This is a genomic window from Thioclava litoralis, assembly GCF_045278885.1.
GTDB classification, from domain to species: domain Bacteria; phylum Pseudomonadota; class Alphaproteobacteria; order Rhodobacterales; family Rhodobacteraceae; genus Thioclava; species Thioclava litoralis.
The window spans coordinates 417,070-441,249 of sequence record NZ_CP135443.1; the positions used below are offsets into that span (position 1 = coordinate 417,070).

The following is a 24,180-nucleotide window of genomic DNA, read 5'->3' on the forward strand; positions in this document are numbered from 1 at the left end:
CGGCTGTCCTGCCGCGCCTTTAGTCTATTCCGGCACACCCGCTTCCGGAATGACGCCTTCAGAATGTCTGGCTTCGAAATGTCTGTGCAACCGATCAGGGCGGATCTTGCAAGAAGACATCGCCCATCAACGCCCCCTCGATCATTTTGACCAAAGCGGCCGCCCGCCGCGCCTCTGCCATGTGACGTTCCAGAACCGCGCCCGCATCGGCTTCCACACGGATCGCCCCACGCCTGCTGCTGCCCCGCGCCGGCGGGCTCAGGCGCGCCATTTGCGCCACGGCATCATTTGCAGGCTGTGGACGCGCCGCGTCGTTTTCATATTGCGGTGCGCTGTAGCTCACCAGATCACACCCCTTTTCCAAGGAAGCAATGCGCACAGAGCTGCCCTGAAAATATCGATGATCGTAAACGGGGTCGTTCGCTTTGAAAGTGCAACTCACGATACGGATCATCAGGCCCTCCCTGCCATCGATCGCCTTCGTGCAAGGCAATTGAAATAACCGAACCCACTATTCACCGTAGACAAGAGAATAGAGGCGCAAAAGTTCTTTCTGCCTCTCAGGAAGATGTTCCAGTGCAAACGTTAAAAAAACCCAAAGAAAGTATCTATTATTTGAAAGATTCTGGCAGGTTGAGCCAGTCCCGCAGCGCCTCGGTGACCACCTCCGGTTGCTCGAGCGGCGCCAGATGCCCCGCCTGCGGGATTTCCTTGTAAACGCCATGCGGAATCAGTTCGGCCAGAAACTGGTGACGGCGCGGCGGACAAATCGTATCGGCCTCGCCGCAGAGCAAAAGCGCTCGCAGGCGGGCCGTGCGCAGCGACCGCTGCTGGTCGGGGCGGCGCATCAGCGCCCGCGACTGGGCGGCAAACCGGTCAGCGCCCAGGCTGCCTGCCATATCCAGCAAGATCGCCTGAACCGTAGCGCGATGTTCGCCCGCAGCCAGAGCCTCCGCAGGCACCTCTTCCAGCATGGCATCATCCAGACGCCCGATTTTGGCCCGCAGGATCCGCTGCTCGCGCAACCCCGCCATTGTGGGCGTTTCTGTCAGGGGCGACACGTTCATCAGGGCAATACGGCTGATCCGCTCTGGGGCCTGCTTGAGCATTTCCATCGCCACCAGCGCGCCCAGCCAATGCCCTGCCAAAGCAAAACGCGGCGGCGCATCCGCCAGCACCGCCTGCGCCATCGCCTCGACGCTCTCGCCCCGCAGCGGACAGACCATCACCGATCGTTCTGCGGAAAGCTCTGCAACCTGATGCCAATACATACGGGCATCGCACATGAAGCCCGGAAGCAGAACCAGTGGTTCAGCTGTCATCGCTCGAATTCCCTCTTCCTCTTGTGGCGGCTTCACCGCTCTTGACGCCAATGTGACGCAAGGGCGGTGGAGATTGAAGCGGAAATGTCATCTCGGGGTTATAACGGCGGCCGCAAGTGACCGGATCAGGGGTGATCCCTTACGGAATACGGGCCAGCACATCGGCGACGGCACGCTCGATCATCTTCAGACAATCCTCATCCGAGAAGCGGTGATCGGCGCCCTTCACCAGTTGCAGCGTCATATCGGGGCAATCGGCGTGATTCAGCAGCCGGATCGCCCAGTCATAGGGCACAGCCTCGTCATTGGTGCCCTGCAGAAGCCGCGTCGGGAAGGGCAGCGACAGCGGGTCGCGCAGCACCAGACGGGTGCGGCCCTCATTGATCAGACGGCGCGTGATGATCATCGGTTCGCCATAGTCCGAGGGGATCGCGATCTGCCCTTCGGCTTCCAGCTTATGCTTGGTGTCCTTGTCGAAACTGGCCCAATAGCCGTCTTCGGTGAAATCAGGCGCCGCAGCAATCGTCACCAGACCGGCCACACGGTCGGGGATCGTGCGCGCCACCAGAAGCGAGACCCAGCCACCCATCGACGAGCCCACCAGAACCTGCGGCCCCGATGTCAGCGTGGTGATCGCCGCCATCGCATCTTCGAACCAATCGCCAATCGCGCCTTCCTCGAAGGTCCCCGACGACACCCCGTGGCCGGAATAATCGAACCGCAGAAAGGACTTGCCCTGAGCCTTCGCCCATTGTTCCAGCGCCAGCGCCTTCGTGCCCTCCATATCCGAGCGCAAGCCCCCCAGAAACACGATGCCCGGCTCGCTGCCCTCGATACGGTTATAGCCGATCTTGCGGCCTTCGGGTGTGGTCAGGAAATCGGTCATGTCTGAACCTCGGTCAATTTCGTTGCAATCCAAGCGCCTGCCACAGACATCACAAGAAACACCCCGATGACAAGGGGCACCGAGACACTTCCCAGTGCGGCAGCCCCTGCCCCCGCCACCAGCAGGAAGAGACCCACGACCGTATTCAAGACCGCCGTGTAATCCGCCCGCTCCCCCGGCCCCGACATATCCACCAGATGGGTAGACCGCCCCTGACGCACCCCGTGATAGGCCAGCATCAGGCAAAACAGCACGACAGGCATCGCCCAGATGGTCTGCGCCAGCCCCATAGCGTTGATCCCCAAAGCCAGCGCTAAGCTGACCGCCGCCGCAAGCCCAGCATAGATCAGCACGCGGCGCGAAGACCGATCCGACAGCCGCCCCCAGATATAGGCCGACAGGAAGGCCGCCACGGAGGAGGCCAGCACCAGCCCGCCCAACTCGGCAAAATCCTGACTGCCCTTGGAGGCCAGAAGTACGAGATAGGGCGGCGCCAAAGCCGTACCGACCAGAAGCGCGCGCGCCATAATGAACAGCCGCAGCTGGCGGTCTTCGCTCAAAAGGGTCCACGGATTGGGCAGGCCCGACTCTCCGGTGCCGCCATCATCATCCTCGACCATCAGCGCCATCATCACCGCGCCAATCCCCCAGCCGATCGCGGCCAGAAAGATCGCCCATTCGACCAAGGCATAGCGATCCACCGGCACAAACAGCAGCACCAGCGCAAAGATCACCACCGCCGCCGAGCCGATCGTCGAGGCCGTGCCCGTTACCGTGCCGCGGCGGCTTTGACCAATCGTCTTGCCCAGCACATCCTTATAGGCCACCGAACAGGCCGAGCGCGCCACCGCCAGCACCGCCAGAAGCGCCACGATCACCGCGCCCGCCAGAGCGCCCTCAAGCCGCAGCCCCGCCAGCGCAATCCCGCCCGCTGCAAGCCCCTGCACCGCCGAGCCCAAAGCCCAGACCCATTTGCGCCGTCCCCGCCCGTGGATCAGCGCTGCCGTGAAGATCTGCGGCAAAAGCGCCCCCGCCTCGCGCACGGGCACCAGAAGCCCCGTGTAGAAGGCCCCTGCCCCCAGATGGCTAAGAAGCCAGCTGAGCACCAGCTTCGGGTCAATCAGCCCATCCGCCGATTTCGTCCCCGCCAACCCCACGATATGACGCAGAAAATTCGAAGGCTCGGCCTTGCGGAGGGCGGGTTTCAGGCCGCCGTCGCGGTCGGCGTCGTCCACAAGGCGGCGGAACAGGGAACGGCTGAACTGGCTGGGCATGTAGACCTCGCTGAGACTTCCATAGATAACGGTGCTGTGAATGGGGAAGTTCCGCCATAGGCACCCGTTTTTATGGACATTCTTTATCGAAGACTTGACACCGTTTCCTGCGGGTTCCACAAGGCCCCCGAATACATAACTTGCAACCGGGCGTTCCGTGGGCGCCAAACCGACGAGGAGGACTCAGATGTCCCAGATTACCCTCACCTTCCCCGATGGAAATCAGAAGCAGGTCGATGCCGGCATCACGCCGATGGAAATCGCCGAGGGCATTTCCAAATCCCTGTCGAAAAAAGCGATCTCTGCGCAGGTGAATGGCCAGCATTGGGATCTGCAATGGCCGATCAAGGAAGATGCGCAGATCGCCATCAACACCATGTCCGATGATGCGCCCGCGCTGGAACTGATCCGCCACGATCTGGCCCATATCATGGCCCGCGCCGTGCAGGAGATCTGGCCGGATGTGAAAGTGACCATCGGTCCGGTCCGCGACAACGGCTGGTTCTATGATTTCGACCGCGCCGAGCCCTTCACCCCCGAAGACCTCGCGGTGATCGAGAAGAAGATGCGCGACATCATCAACGCCCGCGAGCCGGTGAAAACCGAGCTGTGGTCGCGCGAAGACGCCATCAAATATTACGAAGACCGTGGCGAGCCCTTCAAGGTCGAGCTGGTCAACCGCATCCCCGAAGGCGAAGACCTGCGGATGTATTGGCATGGCGACTGGCAGGACCTCTGCCGTGGCCCGCACCTTGTCCATACCGGCCAAGTGCCCGCCGATGCCTTCAAGCTGACCCATGTGGCGGGCGCCTATTGGCTGGGTGATTCCAGCCGCCCGATGCTGCAGCGGATCTATGGCGTGGCCTTCAAGACCAAGAAGGACCTGAACGCCTGGACCACCATGATGGAAGAGGCCGCCAAGCGCGACCACCGTCGTCTGGGCCGCGAGATGGACCTCTATCACATGCAGGAAGAGGCCCCCGGTCAGGTCTTCTGGCATCCCAATGGCTGGACCATCTACACCACGCTGCAGGATTATATGCGCCGCAAGCAGCGCACTGACGGCTATGTCGAGGTGAACACCCCGCAGGTGGTGAACCGCAAGCTCTGGGAAGCTTCGGGGCATTGGGAAAACTATCAGGAGAACATGTTCATCGTCGAAGTGGACGAGGATCATGCCCGCGAGAAAACCGTCAATGCGCTGAAGCCGATGAACTGCCCCTGCCACGTGCAGGTTTTCAACGTGGGGCTGAAATCCTATCGTGACCTGCCGCTGCGTATGGCCGAGTTCGGGTCGTGCAACCGCTATGAACCCTCGGGGGCGCTGCATGGCATCATGCGGGTGCGCGGCTTTACCCAGGATGACGCGCATATCTTCTGCACCGAGGCGCAAATCGAGGAAGAAACCGCCAAGTTCATCAGCTTCCTTGCGGGCATCTATGCCGATCTGGGCTTCGAGAACTGGACGATCAAGCTCTCGACCCGCCCCGAAAAGCGCATCGGCACGGAAGAAAGCTGGGACCGCGTCGAGGCGGCGCTTGGCAATGCGTGCAACCACGCAGGCTATGAATACGAGATTCAGGAAGGCGAAGGGGCGTTTTACGGGCCGAAGCTTGAATTCACCCTGACCGATGCGATTGGCCGCGAATGGCAATGCGGCACGCTGCAGGTGGACCCCAACCTCCCCGAGCGTCTGGATGCCAGCTATATCGGGCAGGATGGCGAGCGCCACCGCCCCGTCATGCTGCACCGCGCGGTTCTGGGCTCGTTCGAGCGCTTCATCGGCATGCTGATCGAGAACTTCGCCGGCAAGCTGCCGCTCTGGCTGGCGCCGCGTCAGGTGGTTGTGGCCTCGATCGTGTCGGATGCCGATGACTTCGTGCGCGAGGTCACTGCTGCATTGACGGCCCGTGGCATCCGTGCCGAAGCCGATACGCGCAACGAGAAAATCAACTATAAGGTGCGCGAGCACAGCCTTGGCAAAGTGCCCTATATCTTTGCCATCGGGATGAAAGAAGTTGAGGACCGGACCGTTTCGGTGCGTCGTCTGGGGGAAAACCGCACCGAGACCGTCGCATTGGACGAAATTATCGCAACGCTTGCATCGGAAGCCCTGGCCCCCGATCTGCGCTAATTTTTCGGGCAAAATGCCACGCGCCGTGACGCCATATCACAGAAAGGTGAGAGAGTTCGCTCTCTCGCCATTTCGTCATTGCATTTTCATACGCATGGTTCATGTTCGTACTCGCGTGTAACGCTGACTTTCTACCCCGTGTCCTAAGGGCTGCCGGGCGACTTGGAAGACCAGGCAGCACGGCCCGGTTGCAATCTCGCCGCCGGGAAGACCTGAAGGAGACTACGGGAATGGCCACTGGCACCGTAAAATGGTTCAACACCACCAAAGGCTACGGCTTCATCGCCCCCGATGAAGGCGGCAAAGATGTGTTCGTCCATATTTCTGCAGTTGAGCGCGCAGGGCTGACCGGCCTCGCCGACAACCAAAAGATCGAATACGAACTGATCAGCGGCCGTGACGGTCGTGCCTCTGCTGGTGAGCTCAAGGTTCTCTGAGCTTCATAGTCAGATGACGAGACGGCCCGATTCCATCATCGGGCCGTTTTATTTTATCGGCACCCTCCCTGCCCCGAAGACACCTGCCCCTGCGGCTCCGGAACAAAGCAAAAGCGCGCCGGATCAGGCGCGCAGGTCTAGGAGCTAGTCCAGAAAGCAGAGTATCGACAGGCCAAGGCTTATTCGCGCAGATCACCTTCCGGCACACCCAAAGCCGCAGCCGCCCGCAGCCGAAGATCGGATCCCAGCGCCTCTTTGCGGCATTCGATCCGCGCGAGCTGTTCCGGCGAAATCCCGACCGCATCTGCCAGCCCCGCAGTCGACAGATTGGCCGCATGACGCCATGCGCAAAGCGGCGTTGCGCCCGCAGTAATCCAGGCAAGATGCACCCAATAATCGGGACGGACGGAAGTCACACGGGTAACCGGCGCACCCATAAGCTGGGCGGGGCTTGCAAGCTGAACCATACGGAATCCTTCCGTTACTGCGTCTTTTCACTACTCTGAACGACAGAGGTTAAAAATTCCGACGCGGAAAACTGATACATCAGGAAAGAAACATAAGCTGGTAAATAAAGTTCCCGCCCAGCCCAAATTTTTATGCCAGCCAGAGCCCCTGAACATCTTTCGCCCAGCCCAGCGTCATTTGCCCTGCCTCCTCAAGCACAGGACGTTTCATCAAGGTAGGGTGCAGGGCCAGAAGGTCTTTGACGGGCGTGGCGCGTTCGGCCTCGTCCAGCCCCCGCCATGTGGTGGAGGATCGGTTCAGCAGCTTGTCCCCGAAAGCCTCGTAAAAGGCCGCCAGCTTTTCCGCCGACAGAGGCGTTTCGCGAATATCGTGAAAGATCACGGTCTTGCCTGCGGCCTCCAAGGCTTTGCGCGCTTTGCGGCAGGTATCGCAGGTCTTGATGCCATATAGATCCATATCAGTCCCTCAACAGCCCCCCATCCAGCCGGAGCACCCGATCCATACGCTGTGCAAGCTCCATATTATGGGTCGCAATCAGCGCCGAAAGATTCGTCTCGCGCACGAGATCCATCAGCGCCGCGAATACCGTATCCGAGGTCGCCGGATCAAGATTACCGGTGGGTTCATCCGCCAGAAGCAGGCGCGGTTTATTGGCCAAGGCGCGGCAAAACGCTACCCGCTGCTGTTCGCCGCCCGAAAGCGCCGAGGGGCGGTGGCTGGCGCGGTCCTTCAGGCCGACGCGCTCCAGCAGGGAGCGGGCATGAGACACCGCCTCGGCACGAGCGACCCCATTGGCCAATTGCGGCAGCACGATATTTTCCTCGGCGGTAAATTCGGGCAGCAGATGATGGAACTGGTAGACAAAGCCCAGCGAATTCCGCCGTGCCGCCGTACGCCGCTTGTCGGAGGCGCGCCCCAGATCCTCACCGTCAATCGCCACCTCGCCGGTATCGGGCGTATCCAGCAGCCCCGCGATATGCAGAAGCGTCGATTTACCGGTGCCCGAAGGCGCGACCAGTGCCACCACCTGCCCCGGTGCAATCGCCAGATCAAGGCCCCGCAGCACAGCGATCTCTTTGGCCGTGCCACGGTTATAGATTTTCTCGATGCCGGAGAGCTTCAACACATCACTCATAGCGCAGGGCCTCCACAGGGTTTAGACGCGCCGCACGACGGGCCGGAAAAATTGTCACCACAAAGCTGAGCCCAAGCGACAGACCCACGGATTTGACCACATCCATCACCTGCAGCTTGGCGGGCAGCTCGTAGATGCCGCGCACCGAGGCATCCCAGACATCGCCGCCATTAAGCGCATTCAGCCCGTCCATGATGTGCTGGATATTCAGCGAGAACACCACCCCCACGACCAGGCCCGCAAGGGTGCCGATCACACCGGTAAAGGCACCACACAGAAAAAACACCCGCAGGATCGAGCCTTCGGTCAGCCCCATCGTGCGCAAGATCCCGATGTCGCGGCCCTTGTTCTTGACCAGCATGATCAGGCCCGAGGTGATATTCATCGAGGCAATCAGCACCAGCACCGACAGGATAATGAACATCACATTATCCTCCATCGTCAGCGCCTTGAGAAAGCTCCCCGAGCTGTCGCGCCATGTCCAGAGCATGGTGCCCTCGCCGCCCGCCTCCATAAGCTGGGGCGTCCAGTTATCCACATTCTCGGGGTCGGTCACACTGACATCAATCTCGTCGGCCCCACCCTCGCGGTTGAAATAGCTCTGGGCTTCGGTGAAAGGCATATAGATGCGGGTCTGGTCGATGTCATAGCGCCCCGCCGAGAAGATATAGGTCACCGTATAGGCCGAGACCCGCGGGCTGGTGCCAAAGGCGGTCTTGGCCCCTTCGGGCGACAGAAGGCGCAGCTTGTCCCCCAGACCGATGCCAAGGTCGCGCGCCATGCCAGACCCGATGGCGATGCCCTGATCGAAATTGTCCAGACTGCCAATGGCCTGATCCGAATGCGCCACGCCGGGGATTTTTTCCAGATCCGCTTTGCGGATGCCGAACACCTCGCCCACATTGTTGCGGTCGTTGAACGTGGCCATCACCTGCCCTTTCACCAAGGGCGCGGCATCTGTCACACCGGGAATTGCGGCGATGCGCTTGGCGCGTGCGTCATAATCACGGATGATCCGGCTATAGACGCCCGAGCCCTCCACCACCTCGGTTGGTGCCGAATAGACCGTGACATGGGGGTTTGCACCAAGAATGGTATCCACGAATTCCGCGCGGAAGCCCGCGCGCACGGCCAGCGTGATGATCAGCGCAGCCACCCCCAGCGTGATGCCGATCAGGCTGATCCAGGTCATCACCGAGACCCCGCCTTCGGCCCGACGTGCCCGCAAGTAGCGCCAGGCAATCATGAATTCAAACGCCGAGAAGGGCCTGCTTTGGCCAGCCATATGGTCTCTCCGGATAATCGTAATCGCGCGGCACAGTTGCGGCACGCGGGGGAAAGGTCAAGCGCTGGCCGGTGCCACCTGCATCAAACTGCCGATATTACGGCTCCAGCAGCGGCTCGTAGCGCGCATCGGTCAGGGTCTTGAGAAACGCCACCAGCGCGTCGATACGCTGGTCATCCAGCGCAGGCCCGATCTCCAGCTCTTTAAGGGACAGCGTCCCCGCCACCTCCGGCGGCGCAAAGGGCTTGCCGGTTTCGGGGTTGATATGCCGCTCGGGGCGTTTGGTGTTATAGGTGTTGTAGAACAGGATCACCGTGCGCAGGTCGGAGAACACCCCATTATGCATATAGGGGCCGGTGACCGCCACATTGCGCAGGGTCGGCACCTTGAACTTGCCCGCCTGTGCGGGGTCGGTGATGGCGGGGTTGGCCAGAAGCCCCTGATCGTGGAAATCGCTGGCCACACCATTCAGCCCGCGCGCGGCAATATTCACCGGAACACCGATATTATGGTATTGGTAATTCGAGAAGGTCTCCCCCGCCTCGCCCGGTGTCGCGCGCAGCTGATGGCACTGGTTGCAATTTGTAAACTGCTGCGAAAAGAACAGGATGCGCCCCAGTTCCTCTTCATCCGTCAAGTCGATCTCGCCGCGCAGAAAACGGTCATAGCGGCTGTCGAAAGGGGCGAATTCGTCCGTGGCCTCGAAGGCGGCAATCGCCTTGGTGGCGGCGGCCAAAGTGGCTTCGGGGTCGGCTTCGGGGTCGGCAATGCCCGCCAGATCGCGGGCCAGCCGCGCCTGATCGGGGTTTTCAGCCAGTCGCCGGGCAAACAGCCCCGCCGATGCCAGCCCCATCTCGATCGGGTTGAACAGCGGGCCACGCGCCTGCTCGGTCAGATCCTTGGCACGCCCGTCATGGAACTGCCCGCCACGATAGATCCCCGAGCCATCCTGACCGAAGGCGGGGGAAAAGCGCGCATAGCCCAAAGTCGGCGCGTTCCTGTCGCCCAGACTTGTCATGTCATCGCCCAAAGACACCGCCCGCCCCGCCTGTGATTCACGTGGATCAGTGAAGGCCAGCGCCGGATCATGGCAGGTAGCGCAGGATTGCGTGCCATTCTGCGACAGCTCGGTGTCGTGAAACAGCATCTCGCCCCACGCGGCCCAAGGCGCGGGTGCCGCCTCTTGCGCGGCAAGTGGCGCGGCAAGCGGTGCCGCACAGGCAACGCCAAGGACAAACGCGGACAGACGGAACAGAACGGGCATCGGCATCACGGGATGTTATAAACCTACAGACCAAGCCCATGCCGCATTTTCCTGATTTTTTCAATCAAGATCTTGCATATTGCCTGCGATCCCACCCTGTGCCAGATGCCACAAAGCAATGACGGGCTGTTTCTGATGCGCTATATTCTGCAAGGTTTTCTTATTCTCGGACTGACATTCCTGACCCAGATCGGCGGGGTGGCGTGGCTGCTTTCTTTGTCCATGCCACGGCGCACTCTGCGTCTGGCGCTCTTTGCGCTGAGCTATCTGGTGTTATGGGCGGCCTGCCTGTGGCTTGCACCGCTGGGCGGTCGGGTGGCCCTCCCCTGCCACGGCACTGGCCACGCCACTGGCCCGCTGGAAATGCGTAGCTGGCTGACCTGTGCACTCAACCGCAATTATGTGACGCCCGATCTGAAAGCCACACTGGAACGCACGGCCCAGACCATGCAGGACCGCCATCCGGGAACGATCACGCAGGTGCTGGACGCCAATTTCCCCTTTATCGACGGTTTTCCGCTGCTGCCGCACCTGTCGCATAAGGACGGGCGCAAGGCGGATCTGGCGCTGTATTATATGCGCGATGGCCAGTATCTGGCGGGCAAGACCCGCTCGCCTCTGGGATATTTCGCCTTCCAGCAGGGGCCCTCGGACTGCCCGCGCAAATGGCCGACGCTGCGCTGGGATATGGGCTGGCTACAGGGGCTCTTTCCCGACTATCAGCTGGACCCTCAGCGGACCCGTGACCTGCTGGCGGTTCTTCAGGCCGACCCTGCCATCGGCAAGGTCTTTCTGGAACCGCATCTGGTGGCAGAGATCGGCGCAAACGAGCCCAAGATCCGTTTTCAGGGCTGTCGGGCGGCGCGCCATGACGACCACCTGCATCTGCAACTGGCGCCCCGAGACGGATGACCGCATGAAAAACCCCCGCTTGCAGGAAGCGGGGGCCTGAACCTTAGCGGTGGGGGGCGTAGATCTCGATGATCTTGGCCACGGCGGCCTCTGCCGACATCTCCTCGCTTTCGCCGCTACGGCGCGAGGTCAGTTCGACCTTATTGGCCGCCAGACCGCGCGGCCCCACGGTAATCCGCCACGGCAGACCGATCAGGTCCATCGTGGCGAATTTCGCGCCCGCCCGTTCGTTGCGGTCATCGTAAAGCGGGTCCAGACCCGCCTTCACCAGCGCGGCATAAAGCGCGTCGCAGGCGCTGTCACAGGCCGCATCGCCCTGCTTGAGGTTGACGATCCCCACGTGGAAGGGGGTCACACCCTCGGGCCAGATAATGCCCTTGTCGTCATGGTTCGCTTCGATCAGCGCGCCGACCAGACGCGATACACCGATCCCGTGCGAGCCCATCTCGACCGGCACTTTCGACCCGTCGGGCGTCTGGACAACAGCGCCCATCGATTCCGAATATTTGGTGCCGAAATAGAAGATCTGGCCAACCTCGATCCCGCGCGCCGATTTGCGGCGCTCTTCGGGGACCTCGTTGAAGATCGCCTCGTCATGGGTCTCGTCGGTGCGGGCGTAAAGCGTGGTGAACTCCTTGCAGATCGCTTCCACCTCTTCGCGGTTGTCGTAATCCACCTCACGGTCGCCCAAGGTGAGGTCGGTGACATTGCTGTCATAGAACACCTCCGACTCGCCCGTAGGCGCCAGCACGAGGAACTCATGGGTATTGTCGCCACCAATCGGGCCGGAATCGGCGCGCATCGGGATCGCGGTCAGGCCCATACGCTCATAGGTGCGCAGGTAGGAGACCATATGGCGGTTATAGGCATGCAGCGCGTCTTCGCGGGTCAGATCGAAGCTATAGCCGTCTTTCATGAAGAATTCGCGGCCACGCATCACACCGAAACGCGGGCGGACCTCGTCGCGGAATTTCCACTGGATCTGATACAGCGTCATCGGCAGCGATTTGTAGCTTTCGACATGGGCGCGGAAGATGTCGGTGATCATCTCCTCATTGGTCGGCCCGTACAGCATGTCGCGGCCATGACGGTCCTTGATGCGCAGCATCTCGGGGCCATAGGCGTCATAGCGGCCCGATTCCTGCCAGAGTTCCGCCGATTGCATCGTCGGCATCAGCACCGGAATATGGCCCGCGCGGATCTGTTCCTCATGCACGATCTGTTCGATACGGCGCAGAACCTTATAGCCCAGCGGCAGCCACGAATAGATACCGGCCTGCTGTTGCTTGATCATGCCGGCACGCAGCATCAGCCGGTGCGAGGCAATCTGCGCCTCGGACGGGTTTTCCTTCAGAACGGGAAGAAAGTAACGGGAAAGACGCATGAGGGACGGCCCCTGTCGGTTAGGTGAAACTGGCCTTCGGGCTAGCCCATTCGGCGCGGTCAGGCAAGAGCAACCACGCGCATCACAGATCTTGCGCCTGCTCCGCAGTGTCCGGCACGGTCTGGAACAGCGCACAGGCAAGCTGCACACCGTTCTGGCGCAGGCTGACCGCACGCGGCTGCCGCGAAAGGAAGGCGCTGCGCACATCGGTATCGGGCAGAAGATATTCGGCCTTCTGACGACCGGCGGCAGGCAGCAGCAATTTCGGTGCCTGCCCCTGCGCCTGCATTTGGCGGTCGGCCTGTGCCTTGGGGTCGGACGGAAGATCCGATTGCGGGATCAGCAGCGTGCCCGCCGCCCCACGCGGACAGGCGCTGGCCGAGGCCAGCTCGACCCCTGCCCCGAGCCTGTCGCCTGCCGCCAGTTCGACCGTGGCCAGCGCCAGACGCACAGACCCCTCCTCGGGGGCCAGATCGGCGACCGTCACAGAGGCCAATGCCTGCCCCTGTGCATCGACCAGATCGGCGCGGGCCGTCTCTGCGGCGGCTGGAAGTGCAAGCCCCAGCGAAACCATCGCCATCACAAAGAAGGTCTTCATTTTACGCTCCTGTTTGTGGCGCGTCATGAGTGACGCCCGCCGCCCTTGGATGCAAGCCCCGCCCGCCTATCTTATGTTCACGTCTTCTCAAGCGCCCTGACATGCGCAACCGCGAGGGCGTCGGGGACACTGTCCGGTGCGGGCGGTTGCCTTTGCCCGATTTTTCGTCATTCTGCGCAAGACCCATATCAGGAGCAATCATGTCTTTTACCATGCGCAACCAAGCGCTCATCTGGTCCATCGTCATCGTCGTTTTCGTGCTGGCGCTCTGGCTGATGGGAGATGTGATCCTGCCCTTTATCGTGGGCGGTGCCATCGCGTATTTCCTTGATCCCGTGGCCGACCGGCTGGAAAAATTCATGTCGCGCGCCTTGGCCACCACCGTGATTGCCGTCACCGCCACGCTGATCTTCGTGATTGCGGCGCTGGCCATCGTGCCGCTTCTGGTCGACCAGCTGACGCAACTTGTGCAAACGGCGCCGCAGATTTTCAACCAGTTGAAAGACTTCCTGACGACCCAATTCCCCGAACTGGCACAAAGCGGCTCGCCGGTAAACGAGGCGCTGGTCTCGATCGGGCAGACCATTCAGGAGCGCGGCGGCGAGCTGGCCAGCACCCTGCTCAGCTCGGCTATGGGCGTGGTCAATTTCATCGTCTTCATCGTCGTGGTGCCGGTGGTGGCCTTCTATATGCTGCTCGACTGGGACCCGATTGTGGCCAAGGTCGACCGGATGCTGCCGCGCGAACATGCCGCCACCATCCGCAGCCTCGCGCGCGATATCGACCGCGTCCTGTCGGGCTTCGTGCGCGGGCAGGTGACCGTCTGCCTGATCCTCGGGACGTTCTACGCCGTCGGGCTGATGCTTGCGGGGCTGAACTTCGGCCTGATCGCGGGGGCGATTGCGGGGTCGTTGACCTTTATCCCCTATGTCGGTGCGATTATCGGCGGCAGCCTTGCCATCGGGCTTGCGCTGTTCCAGTTCTGGGGCGAATGGGGCCATATCGCGATTGTGGCGGCCATATTCGCGCTGGGGCAGTTTCTGGAAGGCAATATCATCACGCCGAAGCTTGTCGGCAATTCCATCGGGCTGCATCCTTTGTGGCTGATCTTCGCCCTGTCGGCCTTCGGGACGCTGTTCGGTTTTGTGGGGATGCTGGTTGCGGTGCCTGTCGCGGCGATGCTGGGTGTGCTTGCACGTTTTGGCATCCAGCAGTACATGCAAGGACCGCTTTACAAAGGGGTCGGCGCCAAGGATCTTCCGCCGGAAGATTTCACCAAGTGAAAAGGCACGACCCGGCCAGACCGGGGGAGGCAGGATGACAGGCAAACAGCTGATATTCGACCTGCCGCTGCGCCAGTCGCAGGGGCGCGAGGATTACTATGTCGCACAGGCCAACGCGCTGGCGCTGGCGATGCTCGACACGCCCGAAAGCTGGACCTCGGGGCGCATGATCCTGACCGGCGATGCCGGCGCGGGCAAAACCCATCTGGCGCAGATCTGGGCCGATGCGAACCGCGCGCCGCTGATCCCCGCCGCCGAATTGCAGAACTATGATGCGCCCTGGCTGGCAACAGCGGGCGCAATCGTCGTGGATGACGCCAATCACATCGCGGGCACCCGCGAACGCGAATCACTGCTGTTCCACCTGTGCAATCTGTGTCAGGCGGAGGGGGTGAAGCTTTTGTTGACCGCCCGCACCGCGCCGCGTGACTGGGGGCTTGTGGTGCCGGACCTGCGCTCGCGTATGGAGGCCACGACCAGCGCCAAGATCATGCCACCCGATGATGCACTGCTGGCTGCCGTTCTGGTGAAAATGTTTGCAGACCGCCAGATTCATGTGCCGGTGACGCTGATCCCGTGGCTTGTCAGCCGGATGGACAGGTCTCTGGCGACGGCGCGGGCACTGGTGGCCGCTCTTGACGCAAGGTCACTGTCGGAAAAACGCGCGATTACCCGCTCTTTGGCCTCGGACGTTCTGGACAGTCTTGGTCTTCACGAGGAAGATTGATCAAACTGTCATCTTTCCGATACATTTCAGGGCAATAACCGCGGTCATGACACAGGCTGATTTTCTCAAAACCCCGTTTCCCGTGCCCGTCGAACTTCCCGAGGAAGTCATCTCCGGTCCCGGACGTTTCTTCAACCGCGAGCTGTCATGGCTCGCGTTCAACTGGCGGGTCTTGGAAGAGGCCACCAATCCGCGCGTTCCGCTGCTGGAACGGCTGCGCTTCGTCTCGATCTCGGCCACCAATCTTGATGAGTTCTACACCGTGCGCGTGGCCGGTCTGCGCGAACTGGTCCGCGAGGGCAATAATATCCCCTCGCATGACGGGCTCACCCCGCGCGAACAGCTGCAACTGATCAATGAAGACGCCCGCCAGCTGATGGATATGCAGCAATCGAGCTGGAACACCATCCGGCGTGAACTGGACGAGGCGGGCATCCATGTGGTGACCCGCGCGACGCTGACCGAAGACGATCTGGTTTTCCTGCGCGATCACTTCCTGCAAAAGGTGTTTCCGGTGCTCTCGCCCCTGGCGATTGATCCGGCCCACCCCTTCCCGTTCATCCCCAATCTGGGCTTCTGTCTGGCACTGGAGCTGGAACGCCCCGGCGACAAGCGCCGCATGCAGGCGCTTCTGCCGATTCCGCAGCAGATCGACCGGTTTGTCCGCCTGCCCGGAGAGGCGCGCTTCCTGCCGCTGGAAGACGTGCTGCTCTTGCACCTGAACTCGCTCTTCCCCGGCTTCCGCGAGCGCGGCCATTGTGCCTTCCGCGTGCTCCGCGACAGCGATCTCGAGATCGAGGACGAGGCCGAGGATCTGGTGCGCGAGTTTGAAACCGCCCTGAAGCGGCGGCGGCGCGGTCAGGTGATCCGGCTGAAAATCACGGCAGGTGCGCCCGAAAGCCTGCATCAGGTGATCCGCGAGGAATTGCATGTCACGCAAGACGAGGTGGTTGAGGTGCGCGGCCTTCTGGGCGTGGCCGATCTCAAGGAGCTGATCCTTGACGACCGCCCCGACCTGCTCTGGCCCTCCTTCACCCCCCGCGTTCCCGAACGGGTGCAGGACCATGAAGGCAATATGTTCGCGGCGATCCGCCAGAAAGACATGTTGCTGCATCACCCCTACGAGACCTTCGATATGGTGGTGCGGTTTCTGGCACAGGCGGCCAATGACCCCAATGTGGTGGCCATCAAGCAGACCCTCTACCGGACCTCGAAGGATTCCCCCATTGTCGCCGCGCTTTGCGAGGCCGCCGAGAACGGCAAGATGGTCACGGCACTGGTCGAGCTGAAAGCCCGTTTCGACGAGGCCGCCAATATCCGCCAGTCGCGGATGCTGGAACGCGCGGGCGCGCATGTGGTCTATGGTTTCACCAATTACAAAACCCACGCCAAGATCAGCACCGTGGTGCGCCGCGAGGGAGACAGCCTTGTAACCTATACCCATTACGGCACCGGCAACTACCACCCGATCACGGCCAAAATCTATACCGATCTCAGCTTCTTCACCTGTGACGATGCGCTCGGGCGCGATGCGACCAAGGTTTTCAACTATCTTTCGGGCTATGTGCAGCCGGAAAATCTCGAGAACCTTGCAATCTCGCCCCATACGCTGAAGCCGCGCCTGCTGGAGCTGATCGCCCGTGAGGCCGAACATGCCAAAGCCGGCAAACCCGCCGAAATCTGGGCGAAGATGAATTCGATCATCGACCCCGAGGTGATCGACGCGCTCTATGCCGCCTCGAATGCAGGCGTGAAGATAAGCCTTGTGATCCGCGGCATCTGCGGCATCCGCCCCGGCATCAAGGGCCTGTCGGAGAATATCCGCGTGAAATCCATCGTCGGGCGCTATCTGGAGCATTCGCGGATCGTCTGCTTTGGCAATGGCCACGGGCTGCCCTCGAAAAAGGCGCGGGTCTTTTTCAGCTCGGCCGACTGGATGGGGCGCAACCTCAACCGGCGCGTGGAAACGCTGGTGGAGACCACAAACCCCACCGTCAAGGCGCAGATCACCGAACAGATCATGGCGGCGAATATGGCCGATGAGGCCCAAAGCTGGATTTTGCAGCCCGATGGCAAATTCATCCGCTATCTGCCCGAGGACAATCAGACGCTGTTCAGCTGTCACCGCTTCTTCATGGAAAACCCGTCGCTTTCGGGACGGGGTTCCGCGGGGGCAAGCGACGTGCCAAAGCTTGCTCATAGCTTCGACTGAGCCTAGAATTTGGGCGATGTTTGTTTAGCCCGGAAGGCACAGATGGCAGATATGGTGGCCGTCGGTAGCAGCACTGACAATGACGAGTGGGATCCCTTCGGAAAACCGCTCTTTGACGACCCCTCGATTCGCGCGCTCAGCCGTGTTGGGGTCGTCGATATAGGCTCGAACTCTATCCGCATGGTCGTCTTTGACGGCGCGGCGCGTTCGCCTGCCTATTTTTTCAATGAGAAGGTCATGGCGGGGCTCGGACAGGGGTTGGCCGAAACGGGCCGATTGAACCCCGAAGGGCGCATCCGCGCCCTGACCGCGATGCGCCGCTTTGCCGCGCTGGCCAAGGGGATGAAGGTCAATTCACTGACCTGTGTGGCCACCGCCGCCATGCGCGATGCCGAAGACGGGCCGAACTTCCACAAGCTGATCGAGCAGGAAACCGGCCTGACCATCCATGTGGTGGACGGTCCCGAAGAGGCGCGACTGTCGGCACAGGGCGTGCTGCTGGGCTGGCCCGATGCCAACGGTCTCATCTGCGATATCGGCGGCAATTCGATGGAACTGGCAGAGGTGCGAGATGGCAAGGTCTGGCGGCGGGTTTCCTCGCAGCTCGGGCCGTTCCGTTTGCAGCTTGTGGGCGACCGTGCGGCGCAGATTGCCCATGTCAAAGAGACCATGCAGCGGCTGGCCGCCGAGGTGGGCACCGATTACGAGCGGATCTATCTGGTTGGCGGATCGTGGCGCGCCATTGCCCGCATCGATATGGAGCGCGAGGCCTATCCGCTTCTGGTGCTGCATGAATACCGGATGACACCGGAGGCGGTGGGCAAAACCCTCGAGATGATCGAAAGCACCAATCTCTCGGATTTGCGCACCCGCACCGGCATCGGTTCGGCACGGATGGATCTGGTGCCCTATGCGGCCATCGTGCTGCGCGAACTGGTCGCGCTGTTCCAGCCCGCCGAAATCGACGTGTCCTCTTACGGGATCCGCGAGGGGCTGCTTTACGAACAGATGCCCGACCGTCTGCGCCGCCGCGATCCGCTGATCGAGGCGTGCCGTCATGCCGAACGCCGTGCCGCCCGCCTGCCCGGCTTTGGCAAGAAGATGCACAGCTTCATCCAGCCGATCTGGGGCGAGGTGCCGCCCGAAACCTACCGTCTGATCCGTGCGGCCTGCCTGCTGCATGACACGACATGGCGCACCCATCCCGATTACCGCGCCGATGCCTGTTTCGAAAACGTCACCCGCGCCAATATGGCGGCCTTGTCCCATCCGGAGCGGATTCTGGTCGGGCTGGCGCTTTTGCATCGCTACAAGAACAACCGCTCGAACTCGGCGCATCAGGCCCTTTTCAAACTGCTCTCGAAAGACCAGATCCGCGAGGCCGAAATCTTGGGCAAGGCCATGCGCTTTGCGGCCATGTTCTCGATTGACGACCCGACCGAGGCGGGCGTGCTGACCCATCACCGCGAGGACAAGCGGCTGGAACTCAGCCTGACCCGCAAGGGCGCGGACCTGTTTGGCGAAGTCACCGAATCGCGCTTCACCTCGCTATGCAATTCGCTTGGCGTGAAGCCGGTCATCCGCCAGCCCGCCTAAGGGCGGCCTTGTGCTGCCCCTGCTTCGGCGGGGGCATGCAGCACCAGATCCAGCGATACCGGAAAATGGTCCGAAGCGGTCAGCAGCGCCTCCCGCAATTCGGCATTGCGATAACAGGCGGGGTCGTCGAACGGATGCCAGATCCGCCATGCAGGCCGGTTGGCGCAAAGATCCCCCGACACCATGATGTAATCGACCATCGCGCCGAAATAATGCTGATCGGCCACAGACCAGAACCGCGCCGATGCGGGTTGGGCAAGCGTCGGCCCGACCTGCAGGCGGGCATGCGGATCATGCAGCAGATACCGCCCCGGCCCGAGCTGCCCCGAAATCACTTCCAGCGCGGATTGGCCCAGCACTTCTTCATATTCGTCCAGCCCCGGACCATCGTTCAGATCTCCCAGCAAAATCAGTGACTTCCCCTGCCGTAGCAGGTCCTCCACCCGCTCGCGCAGCCAGAGCGATTGCACAAGCTGCTTGCGACGGCTACGCAACGCCTGCCGGTGCATGTTCCGCGCGGTCTGGCCATGCGAGACCTTCGATTTGATATGCACCCCGATCAGATGGAAGGTGCTGCCCGCACTCTCGATGATCGCTTCAAGCGGCGGCTTGTCGAAGACATGATCGGCCGCACTCAGCCCGTGCACGCGCGGCACCGGATGGCTTCCCGGTTCCGGATCAAGCCTCACCGCCACCCGATCAGGATCATAGAGCAAGGCGATCTCTTGCTGGGTCACACTGGCCGCCCCATGCAGACAGGCACGGGTGCGCAACCCGAAATACTCGGCAAACAGCTCCAGACTGACCCGTGTATGCCGCCCGACCCCGTCATCGGGGGCCTCGACCACAAGCATCAGATCGGCATCGACAGAGGCCATCACCCGCGCCACCGCCCGCGCCTGACCGGCGGCGGTCGTCTGCTCGTGGCGCGTAGGCCGCCCGTCAAATAACGGCTCGCCCTGCGCATCGAACAGATTGGTGAACCACTCCACATTATAGGTCGCGATCCGCAAATTGATATCGCGCTGCATGATGCCCCTAGGCCATCTCCCGCCGCGTGCGAATCTCTTCCCACGCACGGTTCAGCGCCACTGTCCGGTCTTGGGCCAGACGCACGGCCTCTTCCGGCATCCCGCGGGCAATCGCGCGATCGGGATGGGCCTCGCGTATCGCCGCCTTCCACGCCTTGCGCACCTCGTCAAGGCTCGCATCCGGCGCGACCTCCAGCACGGCCCAAGGGTCCGGATCGGGCCCTGCCACGTAGCTGGCACGGATGGCGCTATAGCAGCAGTCCTTCAAACCGAAGATCCGCGCCACCTCTTTCAGGAAGATCTCTTCATTCTCGTGGAAATCACCATCGGCCACCGCAATGGCAAACAGTCCCTCCAGCACGTCTTTCAACACCCCGTTGCCCGGACCGAACATCGCGGCGATCTTGCGCGCATAGGCATCAAAACCGGCCACATCGGTGCGCGCCATGTTGAAGACACGCGCGGCATTGGTCTCTTCGCCCGGCGGGATCGAGAAAATCCGGCGGAATGTCTCGACCTCGTTACGGGTCACCTGCCCGTCTGCCTTGGCCATCTTTGCCCCCAGCGCGATCACCGCAATGGTGAAGGCAACCGACCGTTCGGGCGGCGCGCGCAGTTGGTCGAACACATCCGAAAGCGCCTCCCCCCGCGTCAGGGAAGCAAGTGCCGCCGCGATGCGCGACCATAGAGAAAGAGGCTTGTCCATGCAGCCAGTCTAGCTCGAAACAGCCCGACTGCACACCGCGATTTTTGCACAGAGGCTCACGAATTTATGCGCGGCTGCCAGATGCGGCCCCTTCGCTCGGGGCTACCTTCTTGGCCGTCAGGGGCTTCACGCGCCCCGCCCCGTGGCAAGACAGGTTCAGGCCTGCTTGGCCAGACGGCTTTCCAGCACGTCGAAAGGCACACCGGGCTCGTCCTTGGCACAGCGGATCACCAGCGAGGTTTTCACGCTGGCCACGTTTTCCGCAGCGGTCAGATCGCTCATCAGGAAGCTCTGGAAGGTCGAGAGATCGGGGGCCACGCATTTCAGGATGAAATCGATCTCGCCATTGAGCATATGGCATTCCCGCACCAGCGGCCAGGTATTGCAACGCGCCTCGAACTGCGCCAGATCGGCCTCGGATTGCGAATGCAGCCGGACCGAGGCAAAAACCTGCACCTCGAAATTCAGCTCGCGCGGGTTCACATCAGCATGGTAGCCGCGGATATATCCCGCCTCTTCCAGCGTGCGCACACGCCGCAGGCAGGGCGGTGCCGAGATCCCCACACGCTTTGCCAGCTCCACATTCGTCATACGCCCGTCGGCCTGTAACTCGGCCAAGATTTTCCGGTCGATTTCGTCAAGCTTTGAACTGGCCATGATCACACCTCCGCCTTGCGCCGAAAACTATCGAAAATATCGCAGTTGCGCAATAATATTTCACATCTTTATCTGCAAGCGCAATCGCACCCTGATTTCGCAAAGGCGGACCCGATCCGCCGCGCGGCACAATCGCATCAATCCTTCCGTCGAGCTCGGCGGGGGGTTTTCGTCGCAGGTTGCGGTGTCTATATCCGCATCAAATGCGCTGCAAGACAGGAATCTCAGGAGACCGGCATGTCCGAGACGACCAAGAAAACAAAACTGCTCATCATCGGCTCCGGCCCCGCTGGCTATACCGCAGGCGTCTATGCCTCGCGCGCCATGCTCCAGCCCGTTCTGGTGCAGGGCCTGCAACCGGGCGGCCAGCTGACCATCACCACCGAGGTCGAGAACTGGCCCGGCCATACCGAGGTGCAAGGCCCCGACCTGATGGTGCAGATGGAAGAGCATGCCCGCGCGATGGGCACCGAGATCATCGGCGATTACATCACCTCGCTCGATCTGGGCGCACGCCCCTTCACCGCGCAAGGCGACTCGGGCACCACCTATGTGGCCGATGCGGTCGTGCTGGCCACCGGCGCTCAGGCGAAATGGCTGGGCCTGCCCTCGGAAGACAAGTTCCAGGGCTTCGGCGTCTCGGCCTGCGCCACCTGCGACGGGTTCTTCTATCGCGGCAAGGAGGTCGTGGTGATCGGCGGCGGCAATACGGCGGTGGAAGAGGCCCTCTTCCTGACCAATTTCGCCTCCAAGGTCACCGTGATCCACCGCCGCGACAGCTTCCGCGCCGAGAAGATCCTGCAAGAACGCCTGTTCAAGAACCCCAAGGTCGAGGTGGTCTGGAACCACACCGTTGAAGAAGTTCTTGGCACCGAGGCGCCCCTGGGCGTGACCGGCGTGCGGGTGAAATCCACCGCCGATGGCGCCGAGCGCGAAATCCCCTGTGACGGCTTCTTCGTGGCCATCGGCCATGCGCCCGCTTCGGAACTGGTGAAGGACCAGCTCAAACTGCAGGAGGGCGGCTATGTCTGGGTCGAGCCGGGTTCGACCCGCACCTCGATCGAGGGCGTCTTTGCCGCAGGCGATCTGACCGATCACACCTACCGTCAGGCGGTCACCTCGGCAGGCATGGGCTGCATGGCCGCGCTGGATGCCGAACGCTGGCTGGCCGAGCAGGGTCTGGCCGAATAACCCTGTCACACACGGAACCTGACAAACCTCTGGAAAGCCGCCCCCCCTCGGGGCGGTTTTTTGCCTTCCGGTTTCCCCTGCCCTGTTCAGGCCCGCTCCGTTCTGCCGCCCCCTATGGCCTGCGGCCTCCGGCGCATTTCACCGCAATTTAAGCTTTGTTTGCCAATCTCCCGAAGAACGGGATTTCGAAGCATAGATTGTAACCTATGGCAGATACATCTTCTTGGGGATGGTATTCCTCCAGCACATGGCCGGGCTATTCCGCAGCCTCGCAAGACAACCTCAATGCCAACGGAAATGGCCGCTCGGTCGATCCGGCGGGCTATACCGAAATCACGCTACATGACACCAATAACGACGGAATTATCTGGGACTATGACACCGATGACGTGCATAGCCCCGATCCCGCCGAATATATCTCGGGCCCCTCGCTCAACCTCTATCCGCAGGAAATCGCGCTTTATACCAACTCGACGATGGTGGTGAACGGGGTCACCTATAGCGGACTGGAGATCGAGGTCACGCTGTTCACCGATGGCACATGGGGCGCCCGCCTGATGGACAGCTCCATTCCGGCGGGGGTGCATTACAGCAATGTCCAGTCCATCACATTGGGCACATGGGACGGGGTCGAATATGATGGCGTGACCATCGCCCATGTCGATGCCCCCTTCGTCTGCTTTGCGCAGGACACCCGCATCATGACAGTCGATGGCCCCCGCCCCGTGCAAAACCTGACCCCGCGCGACAGGCTGATCACCCCTCACGGTCCGCCCGCCCGTATTCTCTGGATCGGTTGCCGCGAGGTCGCGGCCCTCGGGCGCGCCGCGCCTATCCGCTTTGCGAAAGGCATATTGGGCAACACGCGGGCGCTGCTTGTTTCGGCCCACCATCGGGTGCTGGTCAGCCATCCCGCCTTAGAAGACCTTACGGGATACAGGCAGGGTCTGGCTGCGGCGCATCACCTTGTCGGGCTCAGGTCCGGTATCCAGCCCGTCGCCTATCCGCGGCTGCGATACTGGCACATCCTGACCGAGCATCATCAGGTCATCATGGCCGAAGGCGCATGGGCCGAAACCCTCTATCCCGGCACCGAGGCATGGGCGATGCTCGGCCCCGCCTGCCAGAAGCTGATCCGGCAATCGCTGCCCCAGCTTTCCCGCCTACCCGCAGATTACGGCCCGCTGGCCTATCCGGCCCTCTCCGGCAGAGTTTGCCGCGAACTGGGTCCGGCGCTGCTGCCACATAACCAATCGCGGGGCCTGGAAAAAGGCGTGGCCTGAGGGTCCGGCGGGTCATGCCCCCCTTTGGGACCAGCCGCCGGACACGCCTCACACCGAAATAAAACGGGGCGCCTATGCGGCACCCCGATATCAGTCAGCCTCCCGCCTCCAGAGGCCGGATTTGTCTTCTGCCGACGGCCCTTGCGATCAATGCACCGTCACAGGCGCAAGGTCGTTCTGCCGCGCAAGGATAAAGGCCATTTCGCGGTCACGGACCAAGGCCAGCCGCTCGCCGTCAGAAGAATGCAGCGCGTAAAGCTGTTTGACATCGCCCAGCTGGGCTTTCACCTCTTCGGGCAGATCGCCCGCATCCACCGCACGGATATAGGCAATCCGGTCCGTTTGGCCTTCGGGCGCAAAGTCGAATTTCGTATGCATCGCAAGTCCTCCTGCCT

At 61.8% G+C, this 24,180-nt stretch carries 24 protein-coding genes; 9 read left to right on the forward strand and 15 right to left on the reverse strand.

All coding sequences use genetic code 11. The annotated features are described in order from the left end of the window. Positions 1–94: 94 nt before the first annotated feature. The 4 genes from RPE78_RS01925 to RPE78_RS01940 all read right to left on the reverse strand — a co-directional run bounded on the left by RPE78_RS01925 (position 95) and on the right by RPE78_RS01940 (position 3,482). Positions 95–343, reverse strand: coding sequence for a hypothetical protein (locus tag RPE78_RS01925; protein WP_339107838.1), 249 nt, complete (start codon positions 341–343; stop codon positions 95–97). Between the two features lie 268 nt (positions 344–611). Next, on the reverse strand, positions 612–1,322 hold the full coding sequence (locus RPE78_RS01930) for an alpha/beta fold hydrolase (RefSeq protein ID WP_339107839.1): 711 nt from the start codon (positions 1,320–1,322) through the stop codon (positions 612–614). A gap of 139 nt (positions 1,323–1,461) precedes the next feature. Further along, on the reverse strand, positions 1,462–2,208 hold the full coding sequence (locus tag RPE78_RS01935) for an alpha/beta hydrolase (RefSeq protein ID WP_406721081.1): 747 nt from the start codon (positions 2,206–2,208) through the stop codon (positions 1,462–1,464). Further along, positions 2,205–3,482 carry an MFS transporter gene (locus tag RPE78_RS01940; protein ID WP_406721082.1) on the reverse strand — a complete coding sequence of 426 codons (1,278 nt, stop codon included), beginning with the start codon at positions 3,480–3,482 and terminating at the stop codon, positions 2,205–2,207. Before RPE78_RS01940 ends, RPE78_RS01935 begins: the two co-directional genes overlap by 4 nt. 187 nt (positions 3,483–3,669) lie before the next feature. Here RPE78_RS01940 and thrS point away from each other — a divergent pair, with 187 nt between their 5' ends. Together thrS and RPE78_RS01950 are read left to right on the forward strand one after the other, a co-directional pair. Further along, positions 3,670–5,616, forward strand: a complete 1,947-nt coding sequence (thrS, locus tag RPE78_RS01945) for a threonine--tRNA ligase (protein WP_339107842.1) — start codon at positions 3,670–3,672, stop codon at positions 5,614–5,616. A gap of 230 nt (positions 5,617–5,846) precedes the next feature. Then, positions 5,847–6,053, forward strand: coding sequence for a cold-shock protein (locus RPE78_RS01950; protein WP_339107843.1), 207 nt, complete (start codon positions 5,847–5,849; stop codon positions 6,051–6,053). Positions 6,054–6,232: 179 nt separating this feature from the next. On the opposite strand, the gene RPE78_RS01955 is transcribed toward RPE78_RS01950, so the two are convergent. The 5 genes from RPE78_RS01955 to RPE78_RS01975 form a co-directional block, all read right to left on the reverse strand. After that, positions 6,233–6,520 (reverse strand): helix-turn-helix transcriptional regulator, encoded by a 288-nt coding sequence (locus RPE78_RS01955; RefSeq protein ID WP_339107844.1) that lies wholly within the window; start codon positions 6,518–6,520, stop codon positions 6,233–6,235. A 130-nt stretch (positions 6,521–6,650) separates the two neighbouring features. Then, the gene (locus tag RPE78_RS01960) at positions 6,651–6,977 is read right to left on the reverse strand and encodes an ArsC/Spx/MgsR family protein (protein WP_339107845.1); all 327 of its coding nucleotides are present in this window, start codon (positions 6,975–6,977) and stop codon (positions 6,651–6,653) included. Position 6,978: 1 nt separating this feature from the next. Beyond that, positions 6,979–7,656 carry an ABC transporter ATP-binding protein gene (locus tag RPE78_RS01965; RefSeq protein ID WP_406721083.1) on the reverse strand — a complete coding sequence of 226 codons (678 nt, stop codon included), beginning with the start codon at positions 7,654–7,656 and terminating at the stop codon, positions 6,979–6,981. Beyond that, positions 7,649–8,941: a lipoprotein-releasing ABC transporter permease subunit gene (locus RPE78_RS01970; protein WP_339107847.1), complete on the reverse strand. Its 1,293-nt coding sequence runs from the start codon at positions 8,939–8,941 to the stop codon at positions 7,649–7,651. The genes RPE78_RS01965 and RPE78_RS01970 overlap by 8 nt, the downstream gene beginning before the upstream one ends. A gap of 97 nt (positions 8,942–9,038) precedes the next feature. After that, positions 9,039–10,211: a cytochrome-c peroxidase gene (locus RPE78_RS01975; protein WP_406721084.1), complete on the reverse strand. Its 1,173-nt coding sequence runs from the start codon at positions 10,209–10,211 to the stop codon at positions 9,039–9,041. A 129-nt stretch (positions 10,212–10,340) separates the two neighbouring features. On the opposite strand from RPE78_RS01975, the gene RPE78_RS01980 reads away from it, so the two are divergent. After that, on the forward strand, positions 10,341–11,117 hold the full coding sequence (locus RPE78_RS01980) for a hypothetical protein (protein ID WP_406721085.1): 777 nt from the start codon (positions 10,341–10,343) through the stop codon (positions 11,115–11,117). Positions 11,118–11,160: 43 nt separating this feature from the next. Here RPE78_RS01980 and proS read toward each other — a convergent pair whose 3' ends face one another. Together proS and RPE78_RS01990 are read right to left on the reverse strand one after the other, a co-directional pair. Further along, positions 11,161–12,501: a proline--tRNA ligase gene (gene proS / locus RPE78_RS01985; protein ID WP_406721086.1), complete on the reverse strand. Its 1,341-nt coding sequence runs from the start codon at positions 12,499–12,501 to the stop codon at positions 11,161–11,163. A gap of 82 nt (positions 12,502–12,583) precedes the next feature. Continuing rightward, positions 12,584–13,099, reverse strand: coding sequence for a hypothetical protein (locus RPE78_RS01990; RefSeq protein ID WP_406721087.1), 516 nt, complete (start codon positions 13,097–13,099; stop codon positions 12,584–12,586). Between the two features lie 200 nt (positions 13,100–13,299). Between RPE78_RS01990 and RPE78_RS01995 the strand changes: the two genes are divergently transcribed. The 4 genes from RPE78_RS01995 to RPE78_RS02010 are packed head-to-tail and all read left to right on the forward strand — an operon-like array spanning position 13,300 to position 18,917. Continuing rightward, entirely contained in the window at positions 13,300–14,382 is a 1,083-nt protein-coding gene (locus RPE78_RS01995) for an AI-2E family transporter (RefSeq protein WP_339107852.1), read from the forward strand. A 34-nt stretch (positions 14,383–14,416) separates the two neighbouring features. Continuing rightward, entirely contained in the window at positions 14,417–15,109 is a 693-nt protein-coding gene (locus RPE78_RS02000) for a DnaA ATPase domain-containing protein (RefSeq protein ID WP_339107853.1), read from the forward strand. Positions 15,110–15,155: 46 nt separating this feature from the next. Then, on the forward strand, positions 15,156–17,321 hold the full coding sequence (locus RPE78_RS02005) for an RNA degradosome polyphosphate kinase (RefSeq protein WP_339107854.1): 2,166 nt from the start codon (positions 15,156–15,158) through the stop codon (positions 17,319–17,321). 42 nt (positions 17,322–17,363) lie between these two features. Then, the gene (locus RPE78_RS02010; RefSeq protein ID WP_406721088.1) at positions 17,364–18,917 is read left to right on the forward strand and encodes a Ppx/GppA family phosphatase; all 1,554 of its coding nucleotides are present in this window, start codon (positions 17,364–17,366) and stop codon (positions 18,915–18,917) included. On the opposite strand, the gene RPE78_RS02015 is transcribed toward RPE78_RS02010, so the two are convergent. The 3 genes from RPE78_RS02015 to RPE78_RS02025 all read right to left on the reverse strand — a co-directional run bounded on the left by RPE78_RS02015 (position 18,914) and on the right by RPE78_RS02025 (position 21,311). Beyond that, a complete protein-coding gene (locus tag RPE78_RS02015; RefSeq protein ID WP_406721089.1) occupies positions 18,914–19,948 on the reverse strand; it encodes an endonuclease/exonuclease/phosphatase family protein in 1,035 nt (344 codons plus the stop codon). The two genes, RPE78_RS02010 and RPE78_RS02015, sit on opposite strands and share 4 nt — an antisense overlap. Positions 19,949–19,955: 7 nt before the next feature. After that, entirely contained in the window at positions 19,956–20,654 is a 699-nt protein-coding gene (locus RPE78_RS02020; RefSeq protein ID WP_339107857.1) for a molecular chaperone DjiA, read from the reverse strand. Between the two features lie 156 nt (positions 20,655–20,810). Next, entirely contained in the window at positions 20,811–21,311 is a 501-nt protein-coding gene (locus RPE78_RS02025) for an Lrp/AsnC family transcriptional regulator (RefSeq protein WP_339107858.1), read from the reverse strand. Between the two features lie 237 nt (positions 21,312–21,548). On the opposite strand from RPE78_RS02025, the gene trxB reads away from it, so the two are divergent. Both trxB and RPE78_RS02035 read left to right on the forward strand, forming a co-directional pair. After that, positions 21,549–22,502, forward strand: coding sequence for a thioredoxin-disulfide reductase (gene trxB, locus RPE78_RS02030; RefSeq protein WP_339107859.1), 954 nt, complete (start codon positions 21,549–21,551; stop codon positions 22,500–22,502). Between the two features lie 206 nt (positions 22,503–22,708). Continuing rightward, positions 22,709–23,785, forward strand: coding sequence for a Hint domain-containing protein (locus RPE78_RS02035; protein ID WP_406721090.1), 1,077 nt, complete (start codon positions 22,709–22,711; stop codon positions 23,783–23,785). 147 nt (positions 23,786–23,932) lie between these two features. On the opposite strand, the gene RPE78_RS02040 is transcribed toward RPE78_RS02035, so the two are convergent. After that, positions 23,933–24,163 carry a DUF1150 family protein gene (locus RPE78_RS02040; protein WP_339107861.1) on the reverse strand — a complete coding sequence of 77 codons (231 nt, stop codon included), beginning with the start codon at positions 24,161–24,163 and terminating at the stop codon, positions 23,933–23,935. Positions 24,164–24,180 lie beyond the last annotated feature (17 nt).

Excerpts from the sequence above, each read along its gene's own strand:
- RPE78_RS01930 (WP_339107839.1), bottom strand. The coding sequence starts at position 1,322 with ATGACAGCTGAACCACTGGTTCTGCTTCCGGGCTTCATGTGCGATGCC.
- RPE78_RS01935 (WP_406721081.1), bottom strand. The coding sequence starts at position 2,208 with ATGACCGATTTCCTGACCACACCCGAAGGCCGCAAGATCGGCTATAAC.
- RPE78_RS01940 (WP_406721082.1), bottom strand. The coding sequence starts at position 3,482 with ATGCCCAGCCAGTTCAGCCGTTCCCTGTTCCGCCGCCTTGTGGACGAC.
- thrS (WP_339107842.1), top strand. The coding sequence starts at position 3,670 with ATGTCCCAGATTACCCTCACCTTCCCCGATGGAAATCAGAAGCAGGTC.
- RPE78_RS01950 (WP_339107843.1), top strand. The coding sequence starts at position 5,847 with ATGGCCACTGGCACCGTAAAATGGTTCAACACCACCAAAGGCTACGGC.
- RPE78_RS01955 (WP_339107844.1), bottom strand. The coding sequence starts at position 6,520 with ATGGTTCAGCTTGCAAGCCCCGCCCAGCTTATGGGTGCGCCGGTTACC.
- RPE78_RS01960 (WP_339107845.1), bottom strand. The coding sequence starts at position 6,977 with ATGGATCTATATGGCATCAAGACCTGCGATACCTGCCGCAAAGCGCGC.
- RPE78_RS01965 (WP_406721083.1), bottom strand. The coding sequence starts at position 7,656 with ATGAGTGATGTGTTGAAGCTCTCCGGCATCGAGAAAATCTATAACCGT.
- RPE78_RS01970 (WP_339107847.1), bottom strand. The coding sequence starts at position 8,941 with ATGGCTGGCCAAAGCAGGCCCTTCTCGGCGTTTGAATTCATGATTGCC.
- RPE78_RS01975 (WP_406721084.1), bottom strand. The coding sequence starts at position 10,211 with ATGCCGATGCCCGTTCTGTTCCGTCTGTCCGCGTTTGTCCTTGGCGTT.
- RPE78_RS01980 (WP_406721085.1), top strand. The coding sequence starts at position 10,341 with ATGCGCTATATTCTGCAAGGTTTTCTTATTCTCGGACTGACATTCCTG.
- proS (WP_406721086.1), bottom strand. The coding sequence starts at position 12,501 with ATGCGTCTTTCCCGTTACTTTCTTCCCGTTCTGAAGGAAAACCCGTCC.
- RPE78_RS01990 (WP_406721087.1), bottom strand. The coding sequence starts at position 13,099 with ATGAAGACCTTCTTTGTGATGGCGATGGTTTCGCTGGGGCTTGCACTT.
- RPE78_RS01995 (WP_339107852.1), top strand. The coding sequence starts at position 13,300 with ATGTCTTTTACCATGCGCAACCAAGCGCTCATCTGGTCCATCGTCATC.
- RPE78_RS02000 (WP_339107853.1), top strand. The coding sequence starts at position 14,417 with ATGACAGGCAAACAGCTGATATTCGACCTGCCGCTGCGCCAGTCGCAG.
- RPE78_RS02005 (WP_339107854.1), top strand. The coding sequence starts at position 15,156 with ATGACACAGGCTGATTTTCTCAAAACCCCGTTTCCCGTGCCCGTCGAA.
- RPE78_RS02010 (WP_406721088.1), top strand. The coding sequence starts at position 17,364 with ATGGCAGATATGGTGGCCGTCGGTAGCAGCACTGACAATGACGAGTGG.
- RPE78_RS02015 (WP_406721089.1), bottom strand. The coding sequence starts at position 19,948 with ATGCAGCGCGATATCAATTTGCGGATCGCGACCTATAATGTGGAGTGG.
- RPE78_RS02020 (WP_339107857.1), bottom strand. The coding sequence starts at position 20,654 with ATGGACAAGCCTCTTTCTCTATGGTCGCGCATCGCGGCGGCACTTGCT.
- RPE78_RS02025 (WP_339107858.1), bottom strand. The coding sequence starts at position 21,311 with ATGGCCAGTTCAAAGCTTGACGAAATCGACCGGAAAATCTTGGCCGAG.
- trxB (WP_339107859.1), top strand. The coding sequence starts at position 21,549 with ATGTCCGAGACGACCAAGAAAACAAAACTGCTCATCATCGGCTCCGGC.
- RPE78_RS02035 (WP_406721090.1), top strand. The coding sequence starts at position 22,709 with ATGGCAGATACATCTTCTTGGGGATGGTATTCCTCCAGCACATGGCCG.
- RPE78_RS02040 (WP_339107861.1), bottom strand. The coding sequence starts at position 24,163 with ATGCATACGAAATTCGACTTTGCGCCCGAAGGCCAAACGGACCGGATT.